Source organism: Rickettsiales bacterium (assembly GCA_041396965.1).
Lineage (GTDB): Bacteria > Pseudomonadota > Alphaproteobacteria > Rickettsiales > SXRF01 > SXRF01.
The window spans coordinates 171478-194981 of record JAWKXN010000001.1 but is presented as its reverse complement, the minus strand read 5'-3'; the positions used below and the strand labels follow the sequence as shown (position 1 = coordinate 194981).

The following is a 23504-nucleotide window of genomic DNA, read 5'->3' as shown; positions in this document are numbered from 1 at the left end:
AAAAAACTGCTCTCCCCTTGCGGGGGAGCACGCGAAATCAAGTGATAGCGCTGATTGAGCGGAGGGGGGTAGAGTATAGATAATCATATACCCCCCACCAAAAATTGAATCATTACTCTCTTCAATTTTTGACTCCCCCGCAAGGGGGGAGTAGAGTAATAGCGGTAGGTTGGGAATATCTTAGCCATAGCTCAGGTTAAGTAGATTATCTTTCACCTCCGGTATTTCCTACTGGAAACTATTTATATCCCATCCCCGTGAAAGTCTACTGACTTTCACATGGGACACAGCTTCGCTGGCTGAGGGCTCGCACAGCCTACTGGCTGTGCTTCTTCTTGTTCCATAATGCCTATTGCCTATTTTATATTTATCGTATGTTTATGATATTGAATATTGCGAATGATTTCCGTGCGATATAGTATCGCAAAATGATATTAGCTAGTGACCTAAAAAAATATATACGTATTTTTTTTATATTTTCTTGCGTATTTCTTATGCGGGATGGGATTGTTTTCGCTAATGATTACAGCCTACCGCCGGTAACTAATAGTGAGATAATAAGGGACAAGGCGAGGATAAATTTTGAATGGCCTAAACCCACAGACTTTACCCTAAATAAAAAAGGTAAGAAGCTTATAATCAAATTTAGTAGAAAAGCAGAACCCGATGTTGGAAATATATTATCAAAACTTTATCCGTATATAACTCACGCTAAAAGAAAATCTGATGGCAGAACGCTAATTCTAGCATTAAACAAAAACTACAAGATTAGCAAATTTACGAGCGGTAATACTTCTGGAATTGAAATAGCTGGAATAAAACAGCAGAATAAAGAAATAGCAAAAAAATTAAAAACTACCAATAACATATCTATAGCAAGCAATATAAACACACAATTTTTATCCAAGCTCGAGCCAGCAGCAGGAGGTAGTGAACAACATAGCACGACGGAGACTACAGATAAAAAAACGACTGATGATAACAACCCATCAGACCATAACACAAATAATGAAAATAAAGCGGATAACGCTAAGGAGACTTTGGCGGAAGAATCTGCAAAGAGTGATATAAATTCTGAGGAAGCTACGGATAAAAAAGAAGATATAAAGGAAAAACCAACATATAATACAAATTTTGTGGATATGGTTACATTATCGGCGGCAAGTGATAGCGCCACTCTACGTTTTCCACTTAAAAAAAGAACCGCTGTTGCTGTATTCATAAGGAATAAATATTTATGGATAGTTTTAGATACTGATGAAAAATTAAATTTTTCGGAGTTACTTGACGTAAAAAACACGGTTATAGGCACCGCCAATATAATCGCCAATCCTAAGGTCACCATATTATATATGCCTATTGATGGCAACGCTTACGCCAGCATAAGTAAAGAAGTAAATTCAAATAATATAGCTATATTGATTACTCAGGAAAAAGCTTTTCCGAAAAACCCTATTCAGGTGGAAGTAAACACCAAACCGCCTTCACCTCCACACGCTCTGATTCAATCATTAGAAACGAGCAATTCTATACTTATTCAAGACCCTATAATAGGTGATGAGCTTGTTATAATACCTGTCTTCAAAACTGGCGAGGCAATCGCTAGTACCAGAAGTTTCGTTGAATTTGATTTATTACGAACAACACAGGGAATCGTCGCGGTAAAAAAATCTGATAATCTATCTGTTTTGAAGGTGCGTAACGGTCTGAGGGTAACCACCACAAAAGGAGCTATAATATCAGATAGCTTACCAAAGCTTGATATAAATGACACAAGCAAGCGTTTTGATACCGCGCCTACTTTGTTTCCATATGGTATTTGGAAAAAAAAAGCCGAAATATCACGCATAACCCAAATACATGAATTGCTAAAAGAAATCACAAAAGCAAGTACACCACAAAAAGCGAATGAAGCTAGGCTTAGGATGGCGCAGTTATATTTAAGTGAGGGATTAGCACCAGAAGCGATAGCCATACTTGATAATATAGAAAGCTCTAATCCGGCCTTCTATCGCACGACCAAGCTTAACGCGATGAGAGGCGCGGCTAATTTTATAATGGAACGTTATGTAGAGGCGGCGAAAGATTTCAAGTCAGCGGAACTTAATAATAATAGAGAAATAGAGTATTGGAGGGCTGTGCTAGCCGATCTTCTTGGAGACACCAGCAAGCATTATGATTATCTATCAATGAATGAGGATTATATAGATAAATATCCACCAATTTTTCGGCAACATCTGGCTATTATAGCTGCGGATAGAGCTATAACCGCTAAAAAATATAATGCAGCTCTTAGAATCTTTGATTCACTAGATCAGGATAACTTGTTAAAATCTATAGATGTGTACATAAATTTTCTTATGGCGAAAATCTCAATGAACACAGGACAAAAGGAGGATGGACTAAAAAGCCTAAGAAAATTAGCCGATAATGTAAAATATCCTTTTGTTCAAGCCAGAGCCAAATTTACTCTTATAACTCACGATATGGAAGCTGGAGAAAATAAGGATAAGACAATAGATAAATTGGAGAAGCTGAGATTGAGCTGGCATGGCGATAATCTTGAGTTACAGATTCTAAAATTATTAGGTGATCTTTACTATGAGAAAAAAGATTATGTAAATGCCATGAGAGTTTGGGATAATGGAGTTCAGTCATTTAGAAATACCACAATATCACTAGATATGAAACGAAAGATGGAAGAGGTTTTCATAACTATGTTTAATGATGGTGGGGCGGCTAATAAATTCCCTCCCCTTAAAGCTTTAGCTCTTTATTACAATTATCGTAACTACATGCCAATAGGAGCGGCGGGAAATGAAATGATGGAAAAACTCGCGGAACGTCTGGTTAATTTAGATTTGCTTGAACAAGCTATAAAAATATTTGAGTATCAGATGACCAACCAAACCGAAAAGCAAAAAAGAAGTGAAATAGGAGCGAGATTAGCGCAAATATACTTAATGCGTAATAAGCCTAAAAATGCTCTGCAAGCTTTGCAAAATTCGCTTTATGGTGAAAATCCTGTATTGCTTAGACTATCACGTAATCGCATAGCAGCAAGAGCTATGGCGGAAATAGGCAAGACAGGACTTGCCATACAAACTCTAGGACAAGATGAAAGTAAGGAAGCGGAAGATATACGTGTTAGCATATATTGGAAAGAAAAAAACTGGGAATATCTGATTTCTGAAATAGAAAATATACTGAAAAAACGTGAGAACATAACAGATGCCATAACAATAGATGAAAGTGAGTATCTATTAAAATTAGCGCTCGCCTATATATTTACCAACAACAAGGAACAGATTAAGTATTTGCGTGATTACTTTCTGCCACTTATGAAAAACAACCCTAATTATAATATGTTTGAATATTTAACCACAGAAGATGTGGTTCCTAATTCACGAAACTTTAATCAAATAATAGAGTACGCTAACAAGACTAATAATTTTGTAAAAAATTATACAGCGCGCATTAAAATTTCTGATATGGGTAAGGGACAAGCGACAAAAAACTAATACGAAAAAACAGAAATAAACTTAAGTAATTCAAAACTATCTTATGCTACTAATCTTGTAATTATAGGAAATCTCAAATTTAACTAAAAGGAATTATATGGCTGATATAAAAAAAGTAGCGGTTATTGGCTCTGGAGTTATGGGCAGCGGCATAGCGGCACATATAGCGGCTAGCAATACACCGGTAGTTCTACTTGATATTATACCTGAAGGGGCTGAAACCCATAATATACTGACGGAAAAAGCGATAGAGAAACAACTATCAGCGAAGCCCTCTGGTTTTGCTCACCCTAAACTTAAAAAATATATTACCTGTGGAAACTTAACAGATGATCTGGAATTACTAGCTGATTGCGATCTGATAATAGAAGCGGTTTTAGAAAAATTGGAAGTAAAACAGGAGGTATACCGTAAGATAGATTCCGTAAGAAAGCCAAGCAGTATAGTTTCATCAAACACTTCTACCTTGCCTATTACAGCCCTTACCGATGGTTTTCCTGATAGTTTCAAAAAGAACTTCATTATAACCCATTTCTTTAACCCACCAAGATTTATGCGTCTGCTGGAGGTGGCAGGCAGCCAAGATACCGATGAGGAGATAATAACAAAAATATCGCGATTCGCGGATGTAAAACTTGGGAAAGGTGTGGTTAAGTGTAAAGACACTCCAGGATTTATCGCCAATCGTATTGGTGTGTACTGGATGATGCTCGGATTACTGGAGGCGATAAGGCTTGGTATATCACCGCAAGAGGCTGACGCGATTATGGGCAGACCGCTTGGTATGCCAAAAACTGGTATATTTGGTCTATTTGACCTTATAGGTATTGATCTTATGCCGCTTATAGCGAAGGCTATGCTCGCGACACTTCCCAAAGATGATATGTTCAGAAGTCTTTATCAGGAGCCAGAAATAGTAAAAAAGATGATAGCGGATGGCTATACTGGACGTAAGGGTAAAGGTGGTTTCTACCGTATAAACAGAGATGGTGGAAAGAAAATAAAAGAGGTTATCAACCTAAGCACTGGAGAATATTCTCCTGTAGAGAGCAAAATAAGTCTTGATAGTATTAACGCCGCGAGAGAAGGTATAGACAAGCTAGTCTCTCACAATGATATAGGTGGCAAATATGCGGCGAGCGTGTTAATTGGCACCCTTCATTACGCTGCGTCGTTAATTCCAGAAATCTCTGATGACATACTCGCGGTGGATAACGCTATGAAATGGGGATATAGTTGGAAATTTGGTCCTTTTGAGCTTATTGACAAAATAGGCGTAAAAAATCTGAACAAAATATTGCGAGAACAAGGTAAAGATATTCCAACCATATTGTCACTTGAGGGCGATTATTCACTTTATACAAAGAACGACAAAGAACATTTGAGGATTAATGTCAGTGAACTAGAAAAGAGCGGCACCTCCCCTGTTTATTTACCAATTAAAATAAGTGAAGGTTCATGGCTACTTAAGGACAGAACTTACGGTAGCAAACCTGTTACTAAAAATTCCTCAGCACGGTTGTGGGATATAGGTGACGGTATAGCTTGCCTTGAGCTTACCTCAAAAATGAACTCGGTTGATCCTGATATTCTCACGATGATTAACCAATCAATAGAGTTGGCGAAAAAAGATTTTCGTGGAATGATTATCGGTGGTGATAGTGATAATTTTTCGGTGGGAGCGAATCTAGCTTTTATGCTTATGGCCGCTAATATCGCGGCGTGGAAACAGATTGAGGAAGTTATAAAGGCTGGTCAACAATCTATGATGGCGATTAAGTACGCTCCCTTCCCTGTGGTGTCAGCGCTTGGTGGTATGGCGCTTGGTGGAGGATGTGAAATAATATTACATTCAAACGCGGTGCAAGCTCACATGGAGTCGTACGCTGGACTGGTTGAGGTTGGAGTTGGTTTAATTCCAGCATGGGGAGGGTGTAAGGAAATGTTACTGCGACACGTAAGCTCAGATGCTGATGGTAATGTTATGCCTGCGGTAAGTAAGGTATTTGAGGCTATAGCAACAGCGAAAGTTGCCGGTTCCGCATTGGAAGCTCGGGACATTAGAATTCTTAGGGAAGATGATAAAATAACTATGAACCGTGCTCGTTTACTGTCTGACGCTAAAGATAAATGCTTACAGATGGTAGATGACTACAGCCCACCAGAATTTGGCACTTTGCGACTCGCCGGTGAGAGCGGGAAAACCGCTCTATTTATGGCTATTGATGGTTACGCAGCATCCGGAAAAGCAACAGAACATGACGTGGTGGTATCACGTGTTCTGGCGGAAGTGTTAAATGGTGGAGATACTGATATACATGACAGTCTGAGTGAGCAAAATATACTTGATTTAGAGCTTGCTGGATTTATGGAACTGGTAAAAACTAAAGGAACTATAGCACGTATTGAGCATATGTTGCAAACAGGGAAACCTCTTAGAAACTAGCCGTACAGATTAATCGCGCTAGAACTTAAATGACATACCAGCGTATATGTTACGACCGATCTCCGCGGGATTTTGGTATAGGAATTGAGTAAATTCTTTATGTCTTGGATCAAGCAAATTCTGCCCAACAACATTTAGTTCTATATTTTCAGTTATTGGGTATGATAACCTAGTGTCAAAACGATAATATCCCGGTATATTAATGCTACTTAGTTCGGAGGTGTAATATAACATATTGGTCATTTCTAAACGATTAGGGAATATATAGGTTGATTGTAAGTTAAACATATTTTTAGGATTTCTACCGATGAAGGACAGACCAATCTGTGACTTATCATCAAAATTCAAGTCTATATAGCTATATGAACCACTAAGATACCAGATCTGAAGCGGTTGATACTTCGCGGAAGCCTCGAAACCAACAGAGGTAGCTTTGTTAATCGCCTCAATAGAAACAGGCAAACTAACATAGGTGCCACCAACTACCGTCGGAGCGCCAAATACTCCTCTGTAAAGATTGTTGTATTTATTACAGTAAGCGGTAACATCTAAATAGAGATCATCTATTGGCTTCACACGATAACCAACTTCGTAAGAAATCATATTCTCAGAATCAAGATTCTTATCTGGTTGGTTGCTAAGAAGTGTCGGCAGAGGAGTTGTTGGCAGTACAACTAATGACAAGCGTCCATCAGAATTAAAACGCCCTGGTGTGTGTACCGCCCTAGAAACCGCTGCCCATAAGGTTTGATCTTTATCAATTAACCATGCTATGCGGCTGCTTGGCTGCCACTCAAAACCAGTATAGTCATTATGCTCAAATTTGGAGCCTATGGTTAGGTACAGTTTATCGGTGACTAGAGAAATTTTATCCTGCAAGAACGCGCTATATAAACTATCATTCCTACTATGCGGAGTAAGAGCGTATTGCGCGCTGCTATCCTCATTGTCATTATTTATAAAACGATAGCCAAGCCCCCAAGTAATCTCCTGACGATCCCAGCCTATCCACGAATGCTGAAACTCAAGGTCCGCTGTGTTAGCTATATCGCTAAAAAACGATGTTTTCTGAAACGCGCTATCAAAATACGCTTGTAGGTAAAACTCGGAATCATCATTAATCACACCATCCCAACGAGCAATTATATTACCACCTCTTAGATCAAAGCCTTTGGAACTACGATGAAACGTACCTGCTCCCATGTCTGGAAAATTATAAAAATTATCCTCATCAATATTATAAATATCACCCTGTATTTTGAGGTTATTATCAACAGAAAGTCTCAAATCACTGCGAAATCCCGCCTGCTGTCTGCGCCATGAGTCATCAGCCTTGCCGCTTGCAGCCTTATATTGAGAATTATAATCACTATGTTTAGCATAAGTCCTGATATAGCCTATATCACCTACCTTCGCCCCATAACGCATGGAACCTATCGCCGATTTATTGCCAAAGCTAGCTTGCGCTAAACCACCTTGTGTGTCTTTTGAGTTTTTAGTTATTATATTAATAACTCCATTTACCGCGTTAGCTCCCCACAAAGTCGCACCCGGACCTCGTATCACCTCTATGCGCTCTATGTCGCTTAATATTAGATCATGTGTATCCCAAATCACGCCTGAGAATAATGGTGAATATATGGTACGACCATCAATAAGAACCAATAGTTTATTAGAAAATTGATCATTAAAGCCGCGCGAGGAAACTGTCCAATTATTAGAGGAGGAACGGGCAACGGTAATCCCTGGTGCCATCCTTAATAGTTCTGGTATTTCAGTAGCGCCAGATCTTTTAATATCTTCTTGGGTTATAACAAAAATGGCTGCTGCCGCCTCATCCTTCGGTTCTTCTCTTTTAGAAACAGAGGTAACTTTTATATTAGAAAGCTCCTCAAGCGACATACCGGCGAGTTTTGCCGCGTCCTCATCGCTGATTTTTGAGCCATATGCTAACGCCATGGTCGGGTATAAAGCCATAATGGTAAGTGGTAATATAAAGCTTTTACTTGGCTTTAACATAAATTTTATTCCAGACCCTGTTTACTATTTATATATTATATTAACTATCTGTATTAACTTAATTTAGTTAAAATTTAATTAAATAGCCATATAGCTAATGAATTAAATATTCTTGATTAACATTGTGTTAATGGCTATATGTAATCAAACTCACTGTATGTATGATTGGCTATGCAACACACAAAAAACTACAGCTTAAGCAAAGTAAAATCTCTCCCCTTCTTGGGATTGTTAATCCCCGCGATTAAAGACCCGTCAGGCATGGCTATTGACTTATCACAGAATAATGGTGACATAATATTGTTTAACGTGATGGGACATAAGGTCATGCAAGTTAACCATCCTGACCTAGTTAAACGCATATTTATTGAAAATCAGAAAAACTACAAAAAAAACAAGGCATATATACGATTTGAGCCAGCGATCGGTCTGGGGTTACTAACAAGTAATGGTGATAAATGGAAGCGAGATAGGCAGAAAATTCAACCAATGTTCAATCGTGAAAGAATTTCCGGCTATTATTTTGATATAGTAAATATGGTTAGTGAGAAATATAAAAAGCGCTGGTTTAAGCTCACTGAAGGCGGCAAGGTCAGGATAAATATCACAGAAGAGATGGCAAAAATTACCACAGAGGTTATTTTACGCGCTATATTTGGGAAAAACATAACTGATGAGACGGTAATTTCGCTACATAATTCGTATAGTGTGTTGATAGAATATGTAAAAAATATAAGAATCCTGCATAGTGTTGACCTAAGAAAATTATTCTATATGCCTGCCTACTTTCGTTTTAGAAGAGAGCTAAAAAATATAGATGATAGACTAAGCTCTCTTATAGAAGAACATAGACTTAACAAATCACAAGATAATAAAAATCTTCTTAATCTGCTGCTTGAAGCACAGAAACAAGATCCTGAGAATTTTACGGATAAGGATATACGGGATCATGCGGTAAGTATGGTATTTGCTGGTTTTGAAAGCACCTCTATATTGATGCAGTGGATTTGGTACGTTCTTGATGATTACGCTCAAGTAAAAGACAAACTGAGAGACGATATAGTAAGGCACGCTCCATGCACAAAAACTGAGGATAGCGGTGAGCTAACCTTCGCGGAAATCCAGAATATGGAATATATGCCTTTGGTTCTTAAAGAAACAATGCGGCTTTACCCTCCATTCTGGATGACTGGTCGCGAGGCTATTGAGGATGATTATTTTGGTGATTTTAAGGTAGAAAAAGGGACTAATATAGTAATATCACAGCTTGCCATGCATCGTCACCATAAATTCTGGAATGATCCTAACAGCTTTATACCAGAGCGTTTCCTGCCGGAAAATGAGAGTAAAATTGATGATGGTATATATTTTCCATTCTTACATGGTGGTAGGAAATGCAGTGGCTATATGTTCGTCGATATGGAGGCAAAGACCATAATAGCGAAATTACTTCCCCTATTCAACGTAACAGCCCTTAATAAGATGAATAATCGCCTGAATCCCGGAATATCCCTAAAATTGAAGAAGCCTCTTATGGTAGAGATTGAGCGATTATCAAAAAGAAATGATAATCTGCCATGAGAGACTATATATAACGGCTATGTGTTAATTTAACACTTCCGGTATTCTGCCAACTGACATTCCGATTATTTTCGAGGATACCGGACCTCGGAACTTATAGTTAGTTCTATTAAGCGCGCTTATATCAGAATATATAAGATACCACTTAACATCTGGATGTATCGGATTTTCTGGCATCTCAACATCATAACATATTTTCGTGGATCTTACCCCGAAATTATTAGCGACAGTACGCCAGCTTCTTGCCATCGGGTAGGTTGATTTAACAAACAGATAGTCCACATCTGAAATTATCACTTTATCATACATGGCTTGACACATGCCATTAAATACATCTCTGCTTCCATTGTCCTCAAGTATCGCGAATCTTGATATTTCCGCATGTTTTTTCTTATCAAGCTGAAGATTTGGAAAAGTGGAACGCAGATTAAAACCATGTTCTTCCATGGGCAAATCCCACTTTTCATCACCTTCACGTATGGTTAGACGACATCCACCTACACACAGCCTACCTTTACGGGCAATCAATATATAACTTAATTTATCATGCAAGTCCTCTTCACCGCTGAACTCGCAAGTACCAAAAATTCTTCTATACATTATCTCGCGAAGCCTAAAATATTGGTGAAGAAAACCTCTATCTTGAGTAAATTCATAAACTATATCCTCACCAAAACTGTAAGGTTTTATTAAACGTCTTGATATTACATTTTGTAAAGTCCCAATGAAACCAATATCATCCATCCTACTACTGGATGTACGCAATTTAGACATAATCGTGAACCCTGTATTTAATTCTGTATTATTGATACTTATTTATAAAAAGCTAAAAACGAAAACTTTAATTAAGCATTTATTAACTACTTATAAACAAATCAATATATTTTTATTATTATTGGTTGCAAGATTTGCCTAGCTTATCACTTCCACTATGTGGATGTCATCTCCAATCTTATGATTTATATTGAAATTTTTACTTATGTATCTTTTATGCAACATATCACAACTTTTTTGACACAACACATTAAAACCTAGGTTTTCAAAAAACAAAGAAACTTTGTCATAAGGAATTGACCATCTTAGCGGGCTTTTTTCTTTATTCAGATAAAGCTTTTGTATCATTCTAGCAAAAACACTTCCTTGCTCAGCCATACTAAGGCTAGTAAATATACATCTTGAGCCACTAGGGCAAGCAGCCTTAATAGAGCCGAAAAGACTAATAACGCTATTTTCATCAAGGAACATTAGTAAACCTTCAGCTATCCATAATGTTTTTACAGACGAGTCATATAGTTTTGATGATGAAAGTATTTCAGACAGCGGATTGCGTAAATCACCATCTAAAAACTCTATGTTAGTCGGAATTGTTACATTACTTTCCCTGAGGCAACTATATTTAAACATCTGTGAGTCATCGCGGTCAATCTCAATAAATTTTGTATTCTTATTTTTGACCGCTAGCCTTAGCGCTAGGGTATCAAGACCGGCTCCTAATATTACCACCTGACCGACATCATTGCCAGCAAGAAACTCTGTAGCTTGTTTCTCTATTTCCTTTTTACGCAGATAAAAATGGCGTAACCGACCGGGATTCGTAACAAACTCACCTATTTTATACTGCCAACTATAAGGTAATCTTTCAATGATACGAGATAGAAAGCGCGCCTTCGCTGCCTTTGTCGCCATTATCTGGTGTAAGCGAAGCGTTTCCATATCCCTTATATCATAAAAAACAGGGTTATTCATAACCGCTACTACCCCTTGTAGTACAAACCAAGCGGTAAAGTCCGGTTTATAAGGCTTAGCGGCTGTAATACACATGAACTCTTACTTCCTATTATGGATAATTTACTGGCAGATAAGAATAAATATATCCACAGCTAGGTCAGAGTCAATGCCCGCCTAAAAATTTCTCTGCCTCGAGCGCTGCCATGCAGCCGGTGCCGGCGGCGGTAACAGCCTGCCGAAAAATTTTGTCCTGAACGTCACCAGCGGCAAAAACACCTTCTATGTTGGTTTTGGTACTATCTGGTTTGGTTATGATATAGTTTTCTTTATCAAGCTCTACCATACCCTTAAATAACTCTGTATTAGGGGAGTGACCAATAGCGACGAACGCACCGTCAACCTTAAGTTCTGATAACTCACCAGTTTTGACATTTTTAAGACGAATATTATTTAGGGCTTTTGGTTCATCAGCCCCTAAGAACTCATCAACTACACTGTCCCAAATAACAGAGATTTTTGGATTATAAAACAACCTGTCTTGCGCTATTTTCTCCGCACGCAGACTATCACGACGATGAATGAGAGTAACTTTAGAGGCTATATTAGCGAGATAAAGAGCTTCTTCTACCGCGCTGTTACCGCCACCAATCACCGCTACTTCCTGATTCTTGAAGAAAAACCCATCACAAGTAGCGCAAGCTGAGATACCAAAGCCGGAAAATTCTTGCTCACTTTCAAGCCCTAACCAACGAGCGGTAGCACCGGTTGCGATAATTACACTTTCAGCTATATATTTGTCACCAGATTCACCAACAGCGCTAAAAGGACGAGAAGAAAAATCAACATTCGCTATAGTATCATCAATAATCTCAGCTCCTACATTTGCCGCCTGTTTTTCCATTTGTTCCATTAAAAATCCACCCTGAACAGCATTCTCAAATCCAGGGTAATTCTCAACATCAGTAGTTATGGTAAGCTGACCACCCGGTTGCAAACCACGCACCATAACAGGGTTTAGACCGGCACGAGAAGCGTATATAGCGGCAGTACAACCAGCAGCACCAGAGCCAATAATCAAAATTTTTGTCTTATGTTCCATAATATTGATGCCGGTATCACAGTCTATAATTATTATCTAGTAACCCATAAGTACTGATAATACCGGCGCTCCTTTCTATAATTTGTTTATAGTTTAGCGGCGTTATCTTTAAGATACTCGGCGACACCTTCAGCGTTAGGCTTCATGCCTTTTTGACCACTTTGCCAACCGGCCGGACAAACTTCCCCGTATTCCTCGTGAAATTGTAAAGCGTCTACCATACGGATAGCTTCATCCACATTACGACCAAGAGGCAAATCATTTACCACCTGATGACGTACCAATCCACTGCCATCAACAAGGAAAGTGCCACGAAAGGCAACAGCATTACCAAGAAGCACGTCATAATCACGAGAAATTGACTTGGTTATGTCGGCAACCATCGGAAACTGAACATTACCAATTCCACCTTTATCTACCGGAGTCTGTTTCCACGCGAAGTGAGTGAAATGAGAATCAACAGAAATACCAATAACCTCAACACCACGTTTTTTGAACTCACTCAAACGGTTATCAAAAGCTATAATCTCAGACGGACAAACAAATGTAAAGTCAAGTGGCCAGAAAAATAGCATACCTATCTTGCCTTTTTTCGTAATCTTACCAGACTCATCCTTTTTAATGCCAAGATGCGAAAAAAGGTTGAATTTCTCATCAAAACTACCATCAGCCATAACAGCGGTCGCGGTAAAATCAGGGGCTTGTTTTCCTACTAACACACTCATAATATCTCCTAACTTTAATAATTATAATAACTATAGTTGTTTAATTTTATTTTTGCCTGTAAAAATAAACACTTCACTTAGATAATTTCCCAGATATAGTACTAGTAATATAAAAGTTCAAGTGTGAGAAAACAAAAAACATACTTTTTCAGTCAGGTATTTTTACTATCCACCTATAGACATATGAGTGAGCTATAAAATACTGTGAGAACATAACATTAGGACAGCAGAATTAAACAAAACTACGCAATGACAAATTTTTTCAGACAGAATTTTGATAAACCACAACTAATACCGCTGCTATTTATAGTGATGGCGACTATTGTGCTTACCTCTCTTGGTGTGTGGCAAGTAAAACGTCTAATCTGGAAGAATGGCCTGATAGCGGAAATCAAACATGCTGAATCAATGCCTTCTCTTGCTAGCTTGCCACGTCTTTTGGATGATAAAAGTAGAAAGAGTTTAGAATACCGCAAGGTAAATATTAGAGGTGAGTTTAAGTATGATATGACCCTACATATGGTCGGAAGACAACTTGGCAGTATCCCTGGATATTTCATGGTCACACCATTTGAGATTGTTGAGGATGGCAGAATTATATTAGTAAATCGTGGCTTTTCACCACTTAACAAGGAAAGCAAACCACAGGGCATACAAGAAGTAACTGGAATTATCCGCCCTGCTAGAACAAAACGTTATTTTTCTCCTGAGAATATGCCAGAGAAAAATATTTGGTTTTATGAGGATATTGTGGCGATGTCGGGAAAGACTGGGCTTGATATTACTCCTATAATAGTTGAGGAAGTGAAGAAAAAAGGCGATAAAGGTTTTCCGATTGCTGGAGATGGCAAAACTAATCTTTATAACGCTCATCTTGGCTACACGATAACTTGGTTTTCCACCGCTATAATCGGAATTATTATGTTTGGATTTTATTACAGAAAAAAAGATAAAGATATTAAAGAATAATCATGAGATATATATCAACTCGTGGAGATGCCCGCGAACTTTCATTTGAGGATGCTGTACTTGCTGGACTTGCTAGTGATGGCGGTCTTTATGTACCAAAAGAAGTCCCTACCCTATCAATGGCTGAAATTACGGAAATGGGTAATCTGAGTTATAGTGAGTTAGCGTATAATATAATATCCAGATTTACCGGTAACGAAATAGATAGTGATGACTTAAAGAACATCATAAATGAATCATATAAGAGTTTCCGCCATAAAGCGGTTGCCCCTCTTAAGCAACTTGATAGCAACACTTATCTGCTGGAGTTATTTCATGGAGAAACTCTAGCATTTAAGGATTTCGCGCTGCAATTTTTAGGCAGGCTGCTTGATTATATTCTGAAAAAACGTGGGCAAAAAATCGTAATAGTCGGAGCAACTTCAGGAGATACTGGATCAGCAGCGATTGCCGGATGTCGTGGTCGTGACAATATGGATATTTTTATAATGCATCCACATAATAGAGTTTCAGAAGTCCAGCGTAGGCAGATGACTAGTGTTATGGATAGCAATGTTCACAATATAGCCCTTAAAGGCACTTTTGATGATTGTCAGGATATTGTAAAAGCTTTATTCGCCGACGAATCATTCCGCAATCGTTATAATATTACAGCGGTAAACTCTATCAATTGGGCAAGGATATTAGCGCAAGTTGTATATTATTTCTATTCGGCTACCCGTCTTGGCACGCCAGCGAAAGAGGTAAGTTTTTGTGTGCCAACTGGCAATTTTGGGGATATTTACGCTGGCTATATCGCTAAAAAAATGGGTCTTCCCATAGAGAGACTTATAATAGCCACCAACAGAAATGATATTTTAAGCCGGACGCTTAAAAGCGGAGAATATAAGATAGAAGGCGTTGAACCATCACTTTCACCAAGTATGGATATACAAATTTCTAGTAATTTTGAACGTTTGCTTTTTGACCTTTATAATCATAACGGTAGCGAAATAAAAACAATGATGGAAAATTTCCGTAGCGTAAAAAAGCTTACACTGTCAGATAGCGCACTGCTTCGCTTGCGCAAGGAATTTATGGCGGAAAGCGCTGATGATAGCGAAACCATAGCTACCATAAAGGAATGTTTTGAAGATACAGGAGAGTTACTAGACCCACACAGCGCTGTCGGCTTATGTGTCGCTAAGAAAATAAAAAACAGTCTCACGTCGCCCGTAATAGTTCTAGCTACCGCTCACCCAGCGAAATTCCCAGAAGCAGTAAGTAAAGCATGCGCTATAAATCCAGTGCTACCACCTTACCTTTCTGACCTTTTGGAACGTGAGGAAAAATTTATAGTGATTGATAATAACGTATCCGAAATAAAAAATTTTATTGAAAAGAATATATGACTTACCGATTAACTACCCTTAAAAATGGGATGAGGGTCGCCAGCGAGTTTTTACCCAGCATAGAAAGTGTAGCGGTTACAATAAGTGTTGGCGCTGGCGCTAGGCATGAGAATGAGGATGAAAACGGCATCTCACATCTGTTGGAGCATATGGCGTTTAAGGGCACCAAAAACCGTAGCGCTAGCGAAATAGCCGAAGCCTTTGATTCAATTGGCGGGCATCTTAATGCCTATACCTCTATGGAGATGACGGTTTATTTCGCTAAAGTGCTAAAACAAAACACCGAGTTGGCGGTGGATATACTGGCAGACATAATCCAAAACTCAACGTTTCTTGAGGAAGAGCTTAAAAGAGAGAAAGAAGTTATCATTCAAGAAATAGCTATGCATAAGGACTCACCGGAGGATCTGGTGGTTGACTGTTTTGATAGCGTGGCTTTCGCCGAGCAACCACTAGGCAGGTCAATACTTGGAACAGAGGAAAATATTAGGTCGTTTGGCAGAGACAAGCTTATCTCATATATGCAAAGCCATTATACTACCGAAAAAATAGTAATAAGCGCGGCGGGAAATATAGAACATGAAAATTTTGTTTCTATAGTGGAACGTTTTTTTGATATGCCACCATCAGATAAAACAAAGAAGCACTGCGCCGCGAAATATATTGGTGGTGGTAATTATGTTAAATCAGATTTTGAGCAATTGCATATTATTATGGGATTTCCAGCGGTAGCGCTTGACTCACCACAATATTACCCGATGCAACTTTACGCTACCATACTGGGTGGTGGTATGTCATCAAGACTATTTCAGGAGGTACGTGAAAAGCTTGGCCTTGCCTATAATATTTACGCGGGAGCCTCAGCTTACGCCGAGCTTGGAGTTATGAGCGTGTATTCAGCCACCTCACCGGAAAAAGCACGTGAACTCTCATATACTATATGCGAACAGCTAAAAAATATGACCGAGAACATTTCGGACAAAGAATTAATTAAGGCAAAAAATCAACAAAAAGCTGAACTTCTAATGGCACGAGAAAACCCGCAAACTGTAGCGAACTGGATTGGTCGCCATCTTATATTGCTTGGTAAATATAATGACGCGTTTGAGATAATTAAAAAGATTGAGGGTACACAAAAACATGAAATAATAAATCTTGCCACGCAAATAATAAATGGGAAAATGACTGTCGCCGCACTTGGTGACATCTCACATATGCCGGATTATGAGGAGTTAAGCGGCAGACTCGGAGATTAGGGACTAGAAGCTAGAGACTAGGGAATTGAGATCAGCAGACCATACTAGCGGCGAATTTGGTTTAAGGATTAAGGCAATAGGCGATGGTAATTAGGGAACCCCAACTATGGATAAGAAAAACCGCTCCCCCCTTGCGGGTGGAGCACGCGAAATCAAGTGACAGCGCAGATTGAGCGGAGGGGGGTAGAATAGCAGGCAGACATACAAACACCCCACCAAAAATTGAGGCGTTACCCTCTTCAATTTTTGACTCCCCCACAAGGGGAGAGTAGAGTAACAGCAATAAGTTAGGAACATCTTAGCCGTAGTTCAGGTTAGGGAACAAGCGCGCATGGTGGTCGTTCCTGTATAGCTAACCTAATTACAAAAATCCAACTTACCTTCGGCAATCAAATCCACGTCCTGCCCATTTATATAATCTATATTACGTTTGATATAAGCGACTATGGAAGATACATGCTGAGGTTCTACCTCTTTGCCTCTATAGAGATTACGCTTTAAGCTCTCAGTGAGTTTTTCTTTATTATCAAGAGATTTCTCATAAGAATCCATACGCCCATAAAAGGCCTTAACCATTTTCTTTATTCGTTTGCCGATTCCGGTATCACTGGTTCCCATTTCACGTAAATTTCTATCCATATCCGAAAAAAATACTTCCCATAGATTACGGATAAATTCCGGATTCTTATCTCTTATACAATGAGTCACCATGAATATATGCAGGATGATAACGTCAAAACGACCATCTATGGTATCCTCAACCTCACATAGCTGATAAAAATAAGGATTACGGGAATATTTTACTAAAGATACATAAGCGTGGTGAGCCGCCATATCTTTTTTTGGCGGAGAGAATATTTTTCTAAAAAACGAGGCTATCACGCGGGATTTCCTAGCATTTCCTTTTGTAATTTCTCAATAGCTTTCGCCTCTATCTGACGAACTCGCTCACGTGAAATATGGTATATCTGACTTAAATCCTCAAGAGTGTTTGGGTTTTCCTGAAGGCGACGACGTTTTATAATATCCTGCTCACGTTCACTCAATTTTTCCATCGCCTCGCCTAGCAGCTTGGAGCGGATTTCTTTTTCCTCACGCTTTACCAAAGCCACCTCATGACTCTCAGCTGGCTCAACCAGCAAGTCTATCTTTTCCTCCTCACCATCAGTATAAGCGGTACTGTTTAGATAAACGTCATTGCCTGACATACGGCTATCCATATCAACCACTTCTTTTTTGCTGACATCAAGGATATTCGCCACATCCTCAATTTGTTGCTCACTCATTCCCCGATCACCGGTCGCGCCTATCTTATTTTTTATTTTCCGTAGATTAAAAAACAAGCGCTTCTGAGCGGCACTACTGCCAACTTTCACCATTGACCATGAACGTAATATATATTCCTGAATAGCCGCCTTAATCCACCATATGGAATAGGTGGAAAGGCGAAACCCCTTCTCTGGCTCAAAACGTTTTACCGCCTGCATCATGCCAATATTGCCCTCAGCGATTAACTCTCCCATTGGCAGACCATAACCACGATAGCGAAAAGCTATTTTCACTACCAACCTAAGATGGCTGGTAACTAGGCGGTGAGCCGCAGAAACATCTTCCTCTTCACGCCAACGACGGGAAAGCTCGTACTCTTCTTTCTGCCCGAGAATCGGAAATTTAGCTATGTCCTGTAAGTAACGACGCAAACCGTCCGCCGAAGATGGGGCAGCCGGTATCGCGATAGCCCTAGACTGAGATTTTCCACTAAAATTCATATCACTAAACATAATGTATATATTCTCCAAACTAACTATTCATTACCTATAGTCTATTATCCATATATGTACGGTTATAGATATTTCAATGACTATTCTTTATTCCTTCACCTTGCACGACAATGATCGCTCATAATCTCTATGGAGGCGGCATTTTACCAACAAGAACAAAGTAAATCAAGAAGAGTTGATAATCTTTTTACTAAAAATAGGCAATTATTGCCTATATAATAGATACATTACCATAGCGCCAGATATAATTCAAGTAGTTCTCCGCCAATCAGTTGTGCCATCAGGCCTATCCTCAAGCATAACACCTTGTTCTAAAAGAATTTTTCTTATATCATCGGCACGATTCCAGTTTTTTTCCTTCTTGGCGGCGGTACGCTCATTTATCAAATTCTCAATTACAGAGTTACCAGAGGAATCACCTCCTTTGAACCATTCTTCAGTTGATAGAGTGAATAATCCAAGCGACCTGCCCATAGAATATAATTCCGCTCCACTGGAATTATGCATGAGACTTACCGCTTTTGGCATATTCAAATCATCACTTAAAGTGGTGATAAACTCATCGGGAAGCTGGGCATCGGCAACCTCTATTTTCCGATACCATTGATTAAGTGTGTGAGTGGTTCTGACAAGCAACTCCTCACTCCAATCCATCGGCTCATTATACTTGGTAACGAGCAAGGCAAGCCTTATGACCTCTCCTCTAACTCCTTTATCTAGCACGTCCTTTACTGTAGTGAAATTTCCTAGTGACTTACTCATTTTCTCACCACCGACAGTGAGGAATCCATTATGCACCCAATAAGCCGCAAAGCTAGAATTTTCAGCAGAGCAACGGCTCTGAGCTATCTCATTTTCATGGTGAGGGAATTTGAGATCCGCGCCACCACCATGTATATCAAAATCAGCACCTAAATACTTATTACTCATCGCTGAACACTCAATATGCCAACCCGGTCTGCCCTTACCCCATGGTGAGTCAAATACGCTACTTTCGTCATCATCACTATCTGCTGGTTTCCATAGCACAAAATCACCGGCGTTTTCCTTGTAACTTTCTACTTCTATACGTGCTCCGGCAATCAAATCATCCAATTTCCTGCCGGAAAGCTCGCCATAAGCTGCAAAACTGTTCACCCGAAACAATACATGTCCGCTAGCTATATAAGCATGACCACCATCAATTAATTTCTTAATCATCTCTATCATTTCACCAATATGGGAAGTCGCCCTTGGCTCATGGGTTGGCGGCAAGCAATTAAGAGCTTCCATATCATCATGAAACCAACCCTCTACCCGCTTGGTAAGAGCGGAAATTGGTTCACCAGCGGTTTTGGCGGCGGCGTTTATTTTATCATCAACATCAGTGATATTACGTACGTAAGTAACGTGTTCTCTACCATAAATATGACGCAGTATCCGGAACAGAACATCATAGACCACCACGCTACGAGCATTACCTAAATGTGGGCGGTCATAGACGGTGGGGCCACAGACATACATCCGAACGTTACTAGGATCTGTTGGTTTGAACTCTTCCTTTTTGCGACTTAGTGTATTGTATAGATTAAGCATTGTTTTTTCTGTTTTCTACAATTCTGCCTGTTATAGATGGATTCTTATGAGTGTGAACAACGGCTAGAATAATCAAGTTATGTTCTTCCCGATCAAACTGGTAATATATATGCTACGGAAACCCATCAACCGTAGCACGCCTTATATTAGAAAAACACACGGCAAAAGAACAGGGGAAAATTCTCAAACTTTCAGTAACTCGCAATAAAGCGTCTATAAAACTCCTACCAATAACATGATTCTCTTTTACATACCAATCACGGGCTAAATTAATATCAGAAATTGCTGATGGATGAAAGAAAATCTCCACAATCACAAACCAGAAACTATATTCTTCTTAGCGTCAGCAAATGAAACTAATTCTACTTCCTTGTTACTTAACTCAGATACTCTTAATTCAATTTCCGTCTTTAACTCTTCGCTTATTGGTATAGTAGAAATCTCATCACGAACACTACCCATGAGATTCTGAGCAAGCTCTATCCTCTCTGCTATTGAAAGCCGCGAAAAATCAAAATTCACCATCCTTAACCACCCACTTCATAAAAACATCCTAAAAAATACGAAAAATCCGCTGCCAACCTCTAACGCTTAAGCCTATACATAAAAACTCAGCCGGTCAACCTTTGCCTTACCTTGTCCATGCCTAAAAGTGGCAACAGCTTCTTAAATTCTGGACCATACTCAAGTCCGGTCAGAGCTTTACGGATTGGCATAAAAAGCTCCTTACCTTTGCGGTTAGTGGTTGGTTTTATAGCCGCAAGCCAGCTATCCCAACTAGTATCATCCCACACATCTTGTGGCAATAAATGGTAAATTTCTCGCAGGAAGGCTCTTTCATCATGATTAAGCTCTGCGTTTATATCACCGTTAATTATGTCCCACCACATTTTCACTTCGGCGATATTTTTTATATTAGCGCGCACTGAAAGCCAGAATTCCTCGCTGGCAAATGGAATTAAATATTTCACCTCAGAAAAAGGCAAACTATGCAGTAGCTTCTCGTTTAATTTATTCAACTCATCAACGTCATAATTAGCTGGCGCGCGACCAAATTTATTAAAATCAAAACTCTCAATAAGTGGTCGCATGTCATCAAACACCTCAACCGCATCTGAAGTACCTATTCTCGCCAACAGTGAATTTATCGCCATCGGCATTATAGAATTCTCACGCAAAGCCCTTATGTCATTTCCACCAAGACGCTTGGACATTTCACCGTCTTTGGTTTTAAGTAAAGCGAGATGAGCGAATTCCGGCACGGCAAAACCAAGAGCTTCAAATATCTGTGTTTGCACGGCAGTGTTAGAGACATGATCCTCACCACGAACTATATGGGTAGTTCCCTCCTGCCCATCATCAACCACTGAGGATAATGTATAGAGCGGGATGTTATCCTCGCGAATAAGCACCGGATCGCTCATATGGGTCGCCTGTAAGCGCACCTCGCCACGCACTAAATCATTCCAGATAATCGGTTTATCCTCAAGCAAAAAGCGATAATGCGGTCTTAGCCCTCGCTCCTTATACTCGGCTTTTTGCGCTTCTGAAAGCTTAAGAGCAGCACGGTTATAGATTGGCGGCAATCCACGTGAGGCTTGCATTTTGCGCTGTACATCCAGCTCCTCCTGTGTCTCATAGCATGGATAAAGTCTGCCTACTTCTATTAATCTTTGTTTCGCCTGCTCGTAGTGATCAAATCTTTCTGATTGCTTGAAAAAACCATCCCAATCAAGACCAAGCCAGATAAAATCTTCCTTAATGGCATCCTCATATTCACGTTTAGAACGCTCCGTATCGGTATCATCTATCCTCAGCCAGAACTCGCCACCCATTTTACGGGCGAACAAATAGTTGACCAAAGCGGTTCTCATATTACCAATATGTAAATAGCCAGTAGGAGACGGCGCGAAGCGGAGTTTAATCATCTGTCAATAACAACGAAATCATGTAAAGAGTTTCCTGTAGCACTTTTTTTGGCGCTTTTCCAGCAAATACAGCACTACGAATCCGCCAATCCTGATTTTTCATATGATCCGCAAGAACGAAGCCGTTTATCTTGTCCATTTTAATCATCACCTGAAACGGTCGTGATTTTTTTACGCTTGTAATGGGGCAAGCCAGCATTAATCCTATCCTGTTATAGGATAATGAAGATAAAACTAAAGCCGGTCTGTGACCAGCCTGCTCACTACCGGCATGAGGAGAAAAATCCATCCAGACAACATCGCCACGAGACGGAATATATTTTTTTACGGACATTTACCAAAATTCCCTACCAACTGGAGGAGAATTCCGCCATTCATGCGCCTCCTCATCCGTGTTTGGATTATAATCCTCTGGAATTTTCGCAAGCAAATCTTTCAGAGTATATTTGTAAGGAGACTTTAACTTCTTAAAAGGATTAGCCGTAATGACCAGCTTGTCGTCAACAATCTCCATATTTACTATGGAATTTTCCTCAAATCCCAGCTCTTTCGCTAAGACCTTTGGGATACGAACCGCAAGGCTATTACCCCAACTATTTATATTTGTTTCCATTTTGCGGTACCGTAATAGTTAATATATACTATACAAAGTATATACATAAAATATTAAAATAACAACAGGCAAATCATTTACCACTAAATTCTGGCTTTCTTTTCTCATTAAAAGCGGTGATGCCCTCCATCCGGTCAGCGCTATTTAATAAATTCTGATAATGCTCTGACTCACGAGCCAGACCATTATTTAAGAAATCTTGGAAATTATGTCCACTCGCCGCTTTTACAGCTCTTAGAGAAAGTGGTGCGTTTTTCGCTATATTTTGAGCACAGGCAATCGCCTCCTCCAGCAGGTTTTCCTGCGGAAAAACCCGATTTACGATGCCCCAGCTATAGGCTGTATCAGCTGATATTGGTTTGGCGGTAAATAATATCTCTTTCGCTCGCCTTAAACCAGCGGCAAGAAGCAGATTTTGTGTTCCGCCCATACCCGGCATAATACCAAGTGACACTTCTGGCAAGGCGAAGGTAGCGTTATCACTGGCGTAGATAAAATCACAGCCAAGAGAAAGTTCAAAGCCACCGCCATAAGCTACTCCACCGACCGCCGCTATCACTGGAATCGGACAATCCATTACCGATTTTAGAGCAGCGCGAAATAGCTGGTGCTGCGCGCGCCAATCATCCGAACTCATATTATGACGTTCTTTAAGGTCAGCGCCAGCGCAAAACGCTTTATCACCCTCCCCCGTAAGCACTACCGTCCTTATATCAGTGGAAATAGCGGTAAGAACCTCAATTAACTCCCTTGCCATAGCCGAATTAAAGGCGTTTGCCGCCTGTGGACGGTTTAGAGTTATAACCGCTATATTATTATGATTTTTAACCTTAATTACTGATTTTTGATTGGCTGCCATAGTCATAAACATT

General features: G+C 39.6%; 20 protein-coding genes. 6 read left to right on the top strand and 14 right to left on the bottom strand.

Annotation, left to right across the window (positions count from 1 at the left end; genetic code table 11):
• Window positions 1-494: 494 nt before the first annotated feature.
• Entirely contained in the window at window positions 495-3521 is a 3027-nt protein-coding gene (locus tag R3D71_00955; GenBank protein ID MEZ5690219.1) for a hypothetical protein, read from the top strand.
• 97 nt (window positions 3522-3618) lie between these two features.
• Window positions 3619-5967 (top strand): 3-hydroxyacyl-CoA dehydrogenase NAD-binding domain-containing protein, encoded by a 2349-nt coding sequence (locus tag R3D71_00950; GenBank protein MEZ5690218.1) that lies wholly within the window; start codon window positions 3619-3621, stop codon window positions 5965-5967.
• A gap of 18 nt (window positions 5968-5985) precedes the next feature.
• Here the strand turns inward: R3D71_00950 and R3D71_00945 are convergent, their stop codons facing one another.
• Window positions 5986-7986, bottom strand: a complete 2001-nt coding sequence (locus R3D71_00945; GenBank protein MEZ5690217.1) for a TonB-dependent receptor — start codon at window positions 7984-7986, stop codon at window positions 5986-5988.
• Between the two features lie 171 nt (window positions 7987-8157).
• Here R3D71_00945 and R3D71_00940 point away from each other — a divergent pair, with 171 nt between their 5' ends.
• The gene (locus tag R3D71_00940; protein ID MEZ5690216.1) at window positions 8158-9567 is read left to right on the top strand and encodes a cytochrome P450; all 1410 of its coding nucleotides are present in this window, start codon (window positions 8158-8160) and stop codon (window positions 9565-9567) included.
• A gap of 24 nt (window positions 9568-9591) precedes the next feature.
• Here R3D71_00940 and R3D71_00935 read toward each other — a convergent pair whose 3' ends face one another.
• The 4 genes from R3D71_00935 to R3D71_00920 form a co-directional block, all read right to left on the bottom strand.
• Window positions 9592-10341 (bottom strand): hypothetical protein, encoded by a 750-nt coding sequence (locus tag R3D71_00935; GenBank protein MEZ5690215.1) that lies wholly within the window; start codon window positions 10339-10341, stop codon window positions 9592-9594.
• A 138-nt stretch (window positions 10342-10479) separates the two neighbouring features.
• Window positions 10480-11388, bottom strand: a complete 909-nt coding sequence (locus R3D71_00930; protein MEZ5690214.1) for an SAM-dependent methyltransferase — start codon at window positions 11386-11388, stop codon at window positions 10480-10482.
• A 70-nt stretch (window positions 11389-11458) separates the two neighbouring features.
• The gene (gene trxB / locus R3D71_00925; protein MEZ5690213.1) at window positions 11459-12394 is read right to left on the bottom strand and encodes a thioredoxin-disulfide reductase; all 936 of its coding nucleotides are present in this window, start codon (window positions 12392-12394) and stop codon (window positions 11459-11461) included.
• A gap of 86 nt (window positions 12395-12480) precedes the next feature.
• Window positions 12481-13119, bottom strand: a complete 639-nt coding sequence (locus tag R3D71_00920; GenBank protein MEZ5690212.1) for a peroxiredoxin — start codon at window positions 13117-13119, stop codon at window positions 12481-12483.
• A 249-nt stretch (window positions 13120-13368) separates the two neighbouring features.
• Here R3D71_00920 and R3D71_00915 point away from each other — a divergent pair, with 249 nt between their 5' ends.
• The 3 genes from R3D71_00915 to R3D71_00905 are packed head-to-tail and all read left to right on the top strand — an operon-like array spanning window position 13369 to window position 16735.
• Complete coding sequence (locus tag R3D71_00915) at window positions 13369-14088, top strand: SURF1 family protein (GenBank protein MEZ5690211.1); 720 nt, start codon at window positions 13369-13371, stop codon at window positions 14086-14088.
• A 2-nt stretch (window positions 14089-14090) separates the two neighbouring features.
• A complete protein-coding gene (gene thrC / locus R3D71_00910; protein MEZ5690210.1) occupies window positions 14091-15479 on the top strand; it encodes a threonine synthase in 1389 nt (462 codons plus the stop codon).
• Window positions 15476-16735: a pitrilysin family protein gene (locus R3D71_00905; protein MEZ5690209.1), complete on the top strand. Its 1260-nt coding sequence runs from the start codon at window positions 15476-15478 to the stop codon at window positions 16733-16735. The genes thrC and R3D71_00905 overlap by 4 nt, the downstream gene beginning before the upstream one ends.
• Before the next feature lie 357 nt (window positions 16736-17092).
• Here the strand turns inward: R3D71_00905 and R3D71_00900 are convergent, their stop codons facing one another.
• The 9 genes from R3D71_00900 to R3D71_00860 all read right to left on the bottom strand — a co-directional run bounded on the left by R3D71_00900 (window position 17093) and on the right by R3D71_00860 (window position 23491).
• Complete coding sequence (locus tag R3D71_00900) at window positions 17093-17617, bottom strand: ubiquinol-cytochrome C chaperone family protein (GenBank protein ID MEZ5690208.1); 525 nt, start codon at window positions 17615-17617, stop codon at window positions 17093-17095.
• A complete protein-coding gene (gene rpoH, locus R3D71_00895) occupies window positions 17614-18516 on the bottom strand; it encodes an RNA polymerase sigma factor RpoH (protein MEZ5690207.1) in 903 nt (300 codons plus the stop codon). The genes R3D71_00900 and rpoH overlap by 4 nt, the downstream gene beginning before the upstream one ends.
• 249 nt (window positions 18517-18765) lie before the next feature.
• Window positions 18766-20091, bottom strand: coding sequence for a cysteine--tRNA ligase (cysS, locus tag R3D71_00890; protein MEZ5690206.1), 1326 nt, complete (start codon window positions 20089-20091; stop codon window positions 18766-18768).
• Between the two features lie 112 nt (window positions 20092-20203).
• Entirely contained in the window at window positions 20204-20407 is a 204-nt protein-coding gene (locus R3D71_00885; protein MEZ5690205.1) for a type II toxin-antitoxin system RelE/ParE family toxin, read from the bottom strand.
• The gene (locus R3D71_00880; GenBank protein MEZ5690204.1) at window positions 20404-20616 is read right to left on the bottom strand and encodes an addiction module protein; all 213 of its coding nucleotides are present in this window, start codon (window positions 20614-20616) and stop codon (window positions 20404-20406) included. Before R3D71_00880 ends, R3D71_00885 begins: the two co-directional genes overlap by 4 nt.
• An 86-nt stretch (window positions 20617-20702) precedes the next feature.
• Entirely contained in the window at window positions 20703-22019 is a 1317-nt protein-coding gene (gene gltX, locus R3D71_00875; protein MEZ5690203.1) for a glutamate--tRNA ligase, read from the bottom strand.
• A complete protein-coding gene (locus R3D71_00870; protein MEZ5690202.1) occupies window positions 22012-22353 on the bottom strand; it encodes a type II toxin-antitoxin system PemK/MazF family toxin in 342 nt (113 codons plus the stop codon). The genes gltX and R3D71_00870 overlap by 8 nt, the downstream gene beginning before the upstream one ends.
• Window positions 22354-22632, bottom strand: a complete 279-nt coding sequence (locus R3D71_00865; GenBank protein MEZ5690201.1) for an AbrB/MazE/SpoVT family DNA-binding domain-containing protein — start codon at window positions 22630-22632, stop codon at window positions 22354-22356. It lies immediately after the preceding gene.
• 73 nt (window positions 22633-22705) lie between these two features.
• Entirely contained in the window at window positions 22706-23491 is a 786-nt protein-coding gene (locus R3D71_00860; protein MEZ5690200.1) for an enoyl-CoA hydratase-related protein, read from the bottom strand.
• Window positions 23492-23504: the final 13 nt, after the last annotated feature.

Excerpts from the sequence above, each read along its gene's own strand:
- R3D71_00955 (MEZ5690219.1), top strand. The coding sequence starts at position 495 with ATGCGGGATGGGATTGTTTTCGCTAATGATTACAGCCTACCGCCGGTA.
- R3D71_00950 (MEZ5690218.1), top strand. The coding sequence starts at position 3,619 with ATGGCTGATATAAAAAAAGTAGCGGTTATTGGCTCTGGAGTTATGGGC.
- R3D71_00945 (MEZ5690217.1), bottom strand. The coding sequence starts at position 7,986 with ATGTTAAAGCCAAGTAAAAGCTTTATATTACCACTTACCATTATGGCT.
- R3D71_00940 (MEZ5690216.1), top strand. The coding sequence starts at position 8,158 with ATGCAACACACAAAAAACTACAGCTTAAGCAAAGTAAAATCTCTCCCC.
- R3D71_00935 (MEZ5690215.1), bottom strand. The coding sequence starts at position 10,341 with ATGTCTAAATTGCGTACATCCAGTAGTAGGATGGATGATATTGGTTTC.
- R3D71_00930 (MEZ5690214.1), bottom strand. The coding sequence starts at position 11,388 with ATGTGTATTACAGCCGCTAAGCCTTATAAACCGGACTTTACCGCTTGG.
- trxB (MEZ5690213.1), bottom strand. The coding sequence starts at position 12,394 with ATGGAACATAAGACAAAAATTTTGATTATTGGCTCTGGTGCTGCTGGT.
- R3D71_00920 (MEZ5690212.1), bottom strand. The coding sequence starts at position 13,119 with ATGAGTGTGTTAGTAGGAAAACAAGCCCCTGATTTTACCGCGACCGCT.
- R3D71_00915 (MEZ5690211.1), top strand. The coding sequence starts at position 13,369 with ATGACAAATTTTTTCAGACAGAATTTTGATAAACCACAACTAATACCG.
- thrC (MEZ5690210.1), top strand. The coding sequence starts at position 14,091 with ATGAGATATATATCAACTCGTGGAGATGCCCGCGAACTTTCATTTGAG.
- R3D71_00905 (MEZ5690209.1), top strand. The coding sequence starts at position 15,476 with ATGACTTACCGATTAACTACCCTTAAAAATGGGATGAGGGTCGCCAGC.
- rpoH (MEZ5690207.1), bottom strand. The coding sequence starts at position 18,516 with ATGTTTAGTGATATGAATTTTAGTGGAAAATCTCAGTCTAGGGCTATC.
- cysS (MEZ5690206.1), bottom strand. The coding sequence starts at position 20,091 with ATGCTTAATCTATACAATACACTAAGTCGCAAAAAGGAAGAGTTCAAA.
- R3D71_00880 (MEZ5690204.1), bottom strand. The coding sequence starts at position 20,616 with ATGGTGAATTTTGATTTTTCGCGGCTTTCAATAGCAGAGAGGATAGAG.
- gltX (MEZ5690203.1), bottom strand. The coding sequence starts at position 22,019 with ATGATTAAACTCCGCTTCGCGCCGTCTCCTACTGGCTATTTACATATT.
- R3D71_00870 (MEZ5690202.1), bottom strand. The coding sequence starts at position 22,353 with ATGTCCGTAAAAAAATATATTCCGTCTCGTGGCGATGTTGTCTGGATG.
- R3D71_00865 (MEZ5690201.1), bottom strand. The coding sequence starts at position 22,632 with ATGGAAACAAATATAAATAGTTGGGGTAATAGCCTTGCGGTTCGTATC.
- R3D71_00860 (MEZ5690200.1), bottom strand. The coding sequence starts at position 23,491 with ATGGCAGCCAATCAAAAATCAGTAATTAAGGTTAAAAATCATAATAAT.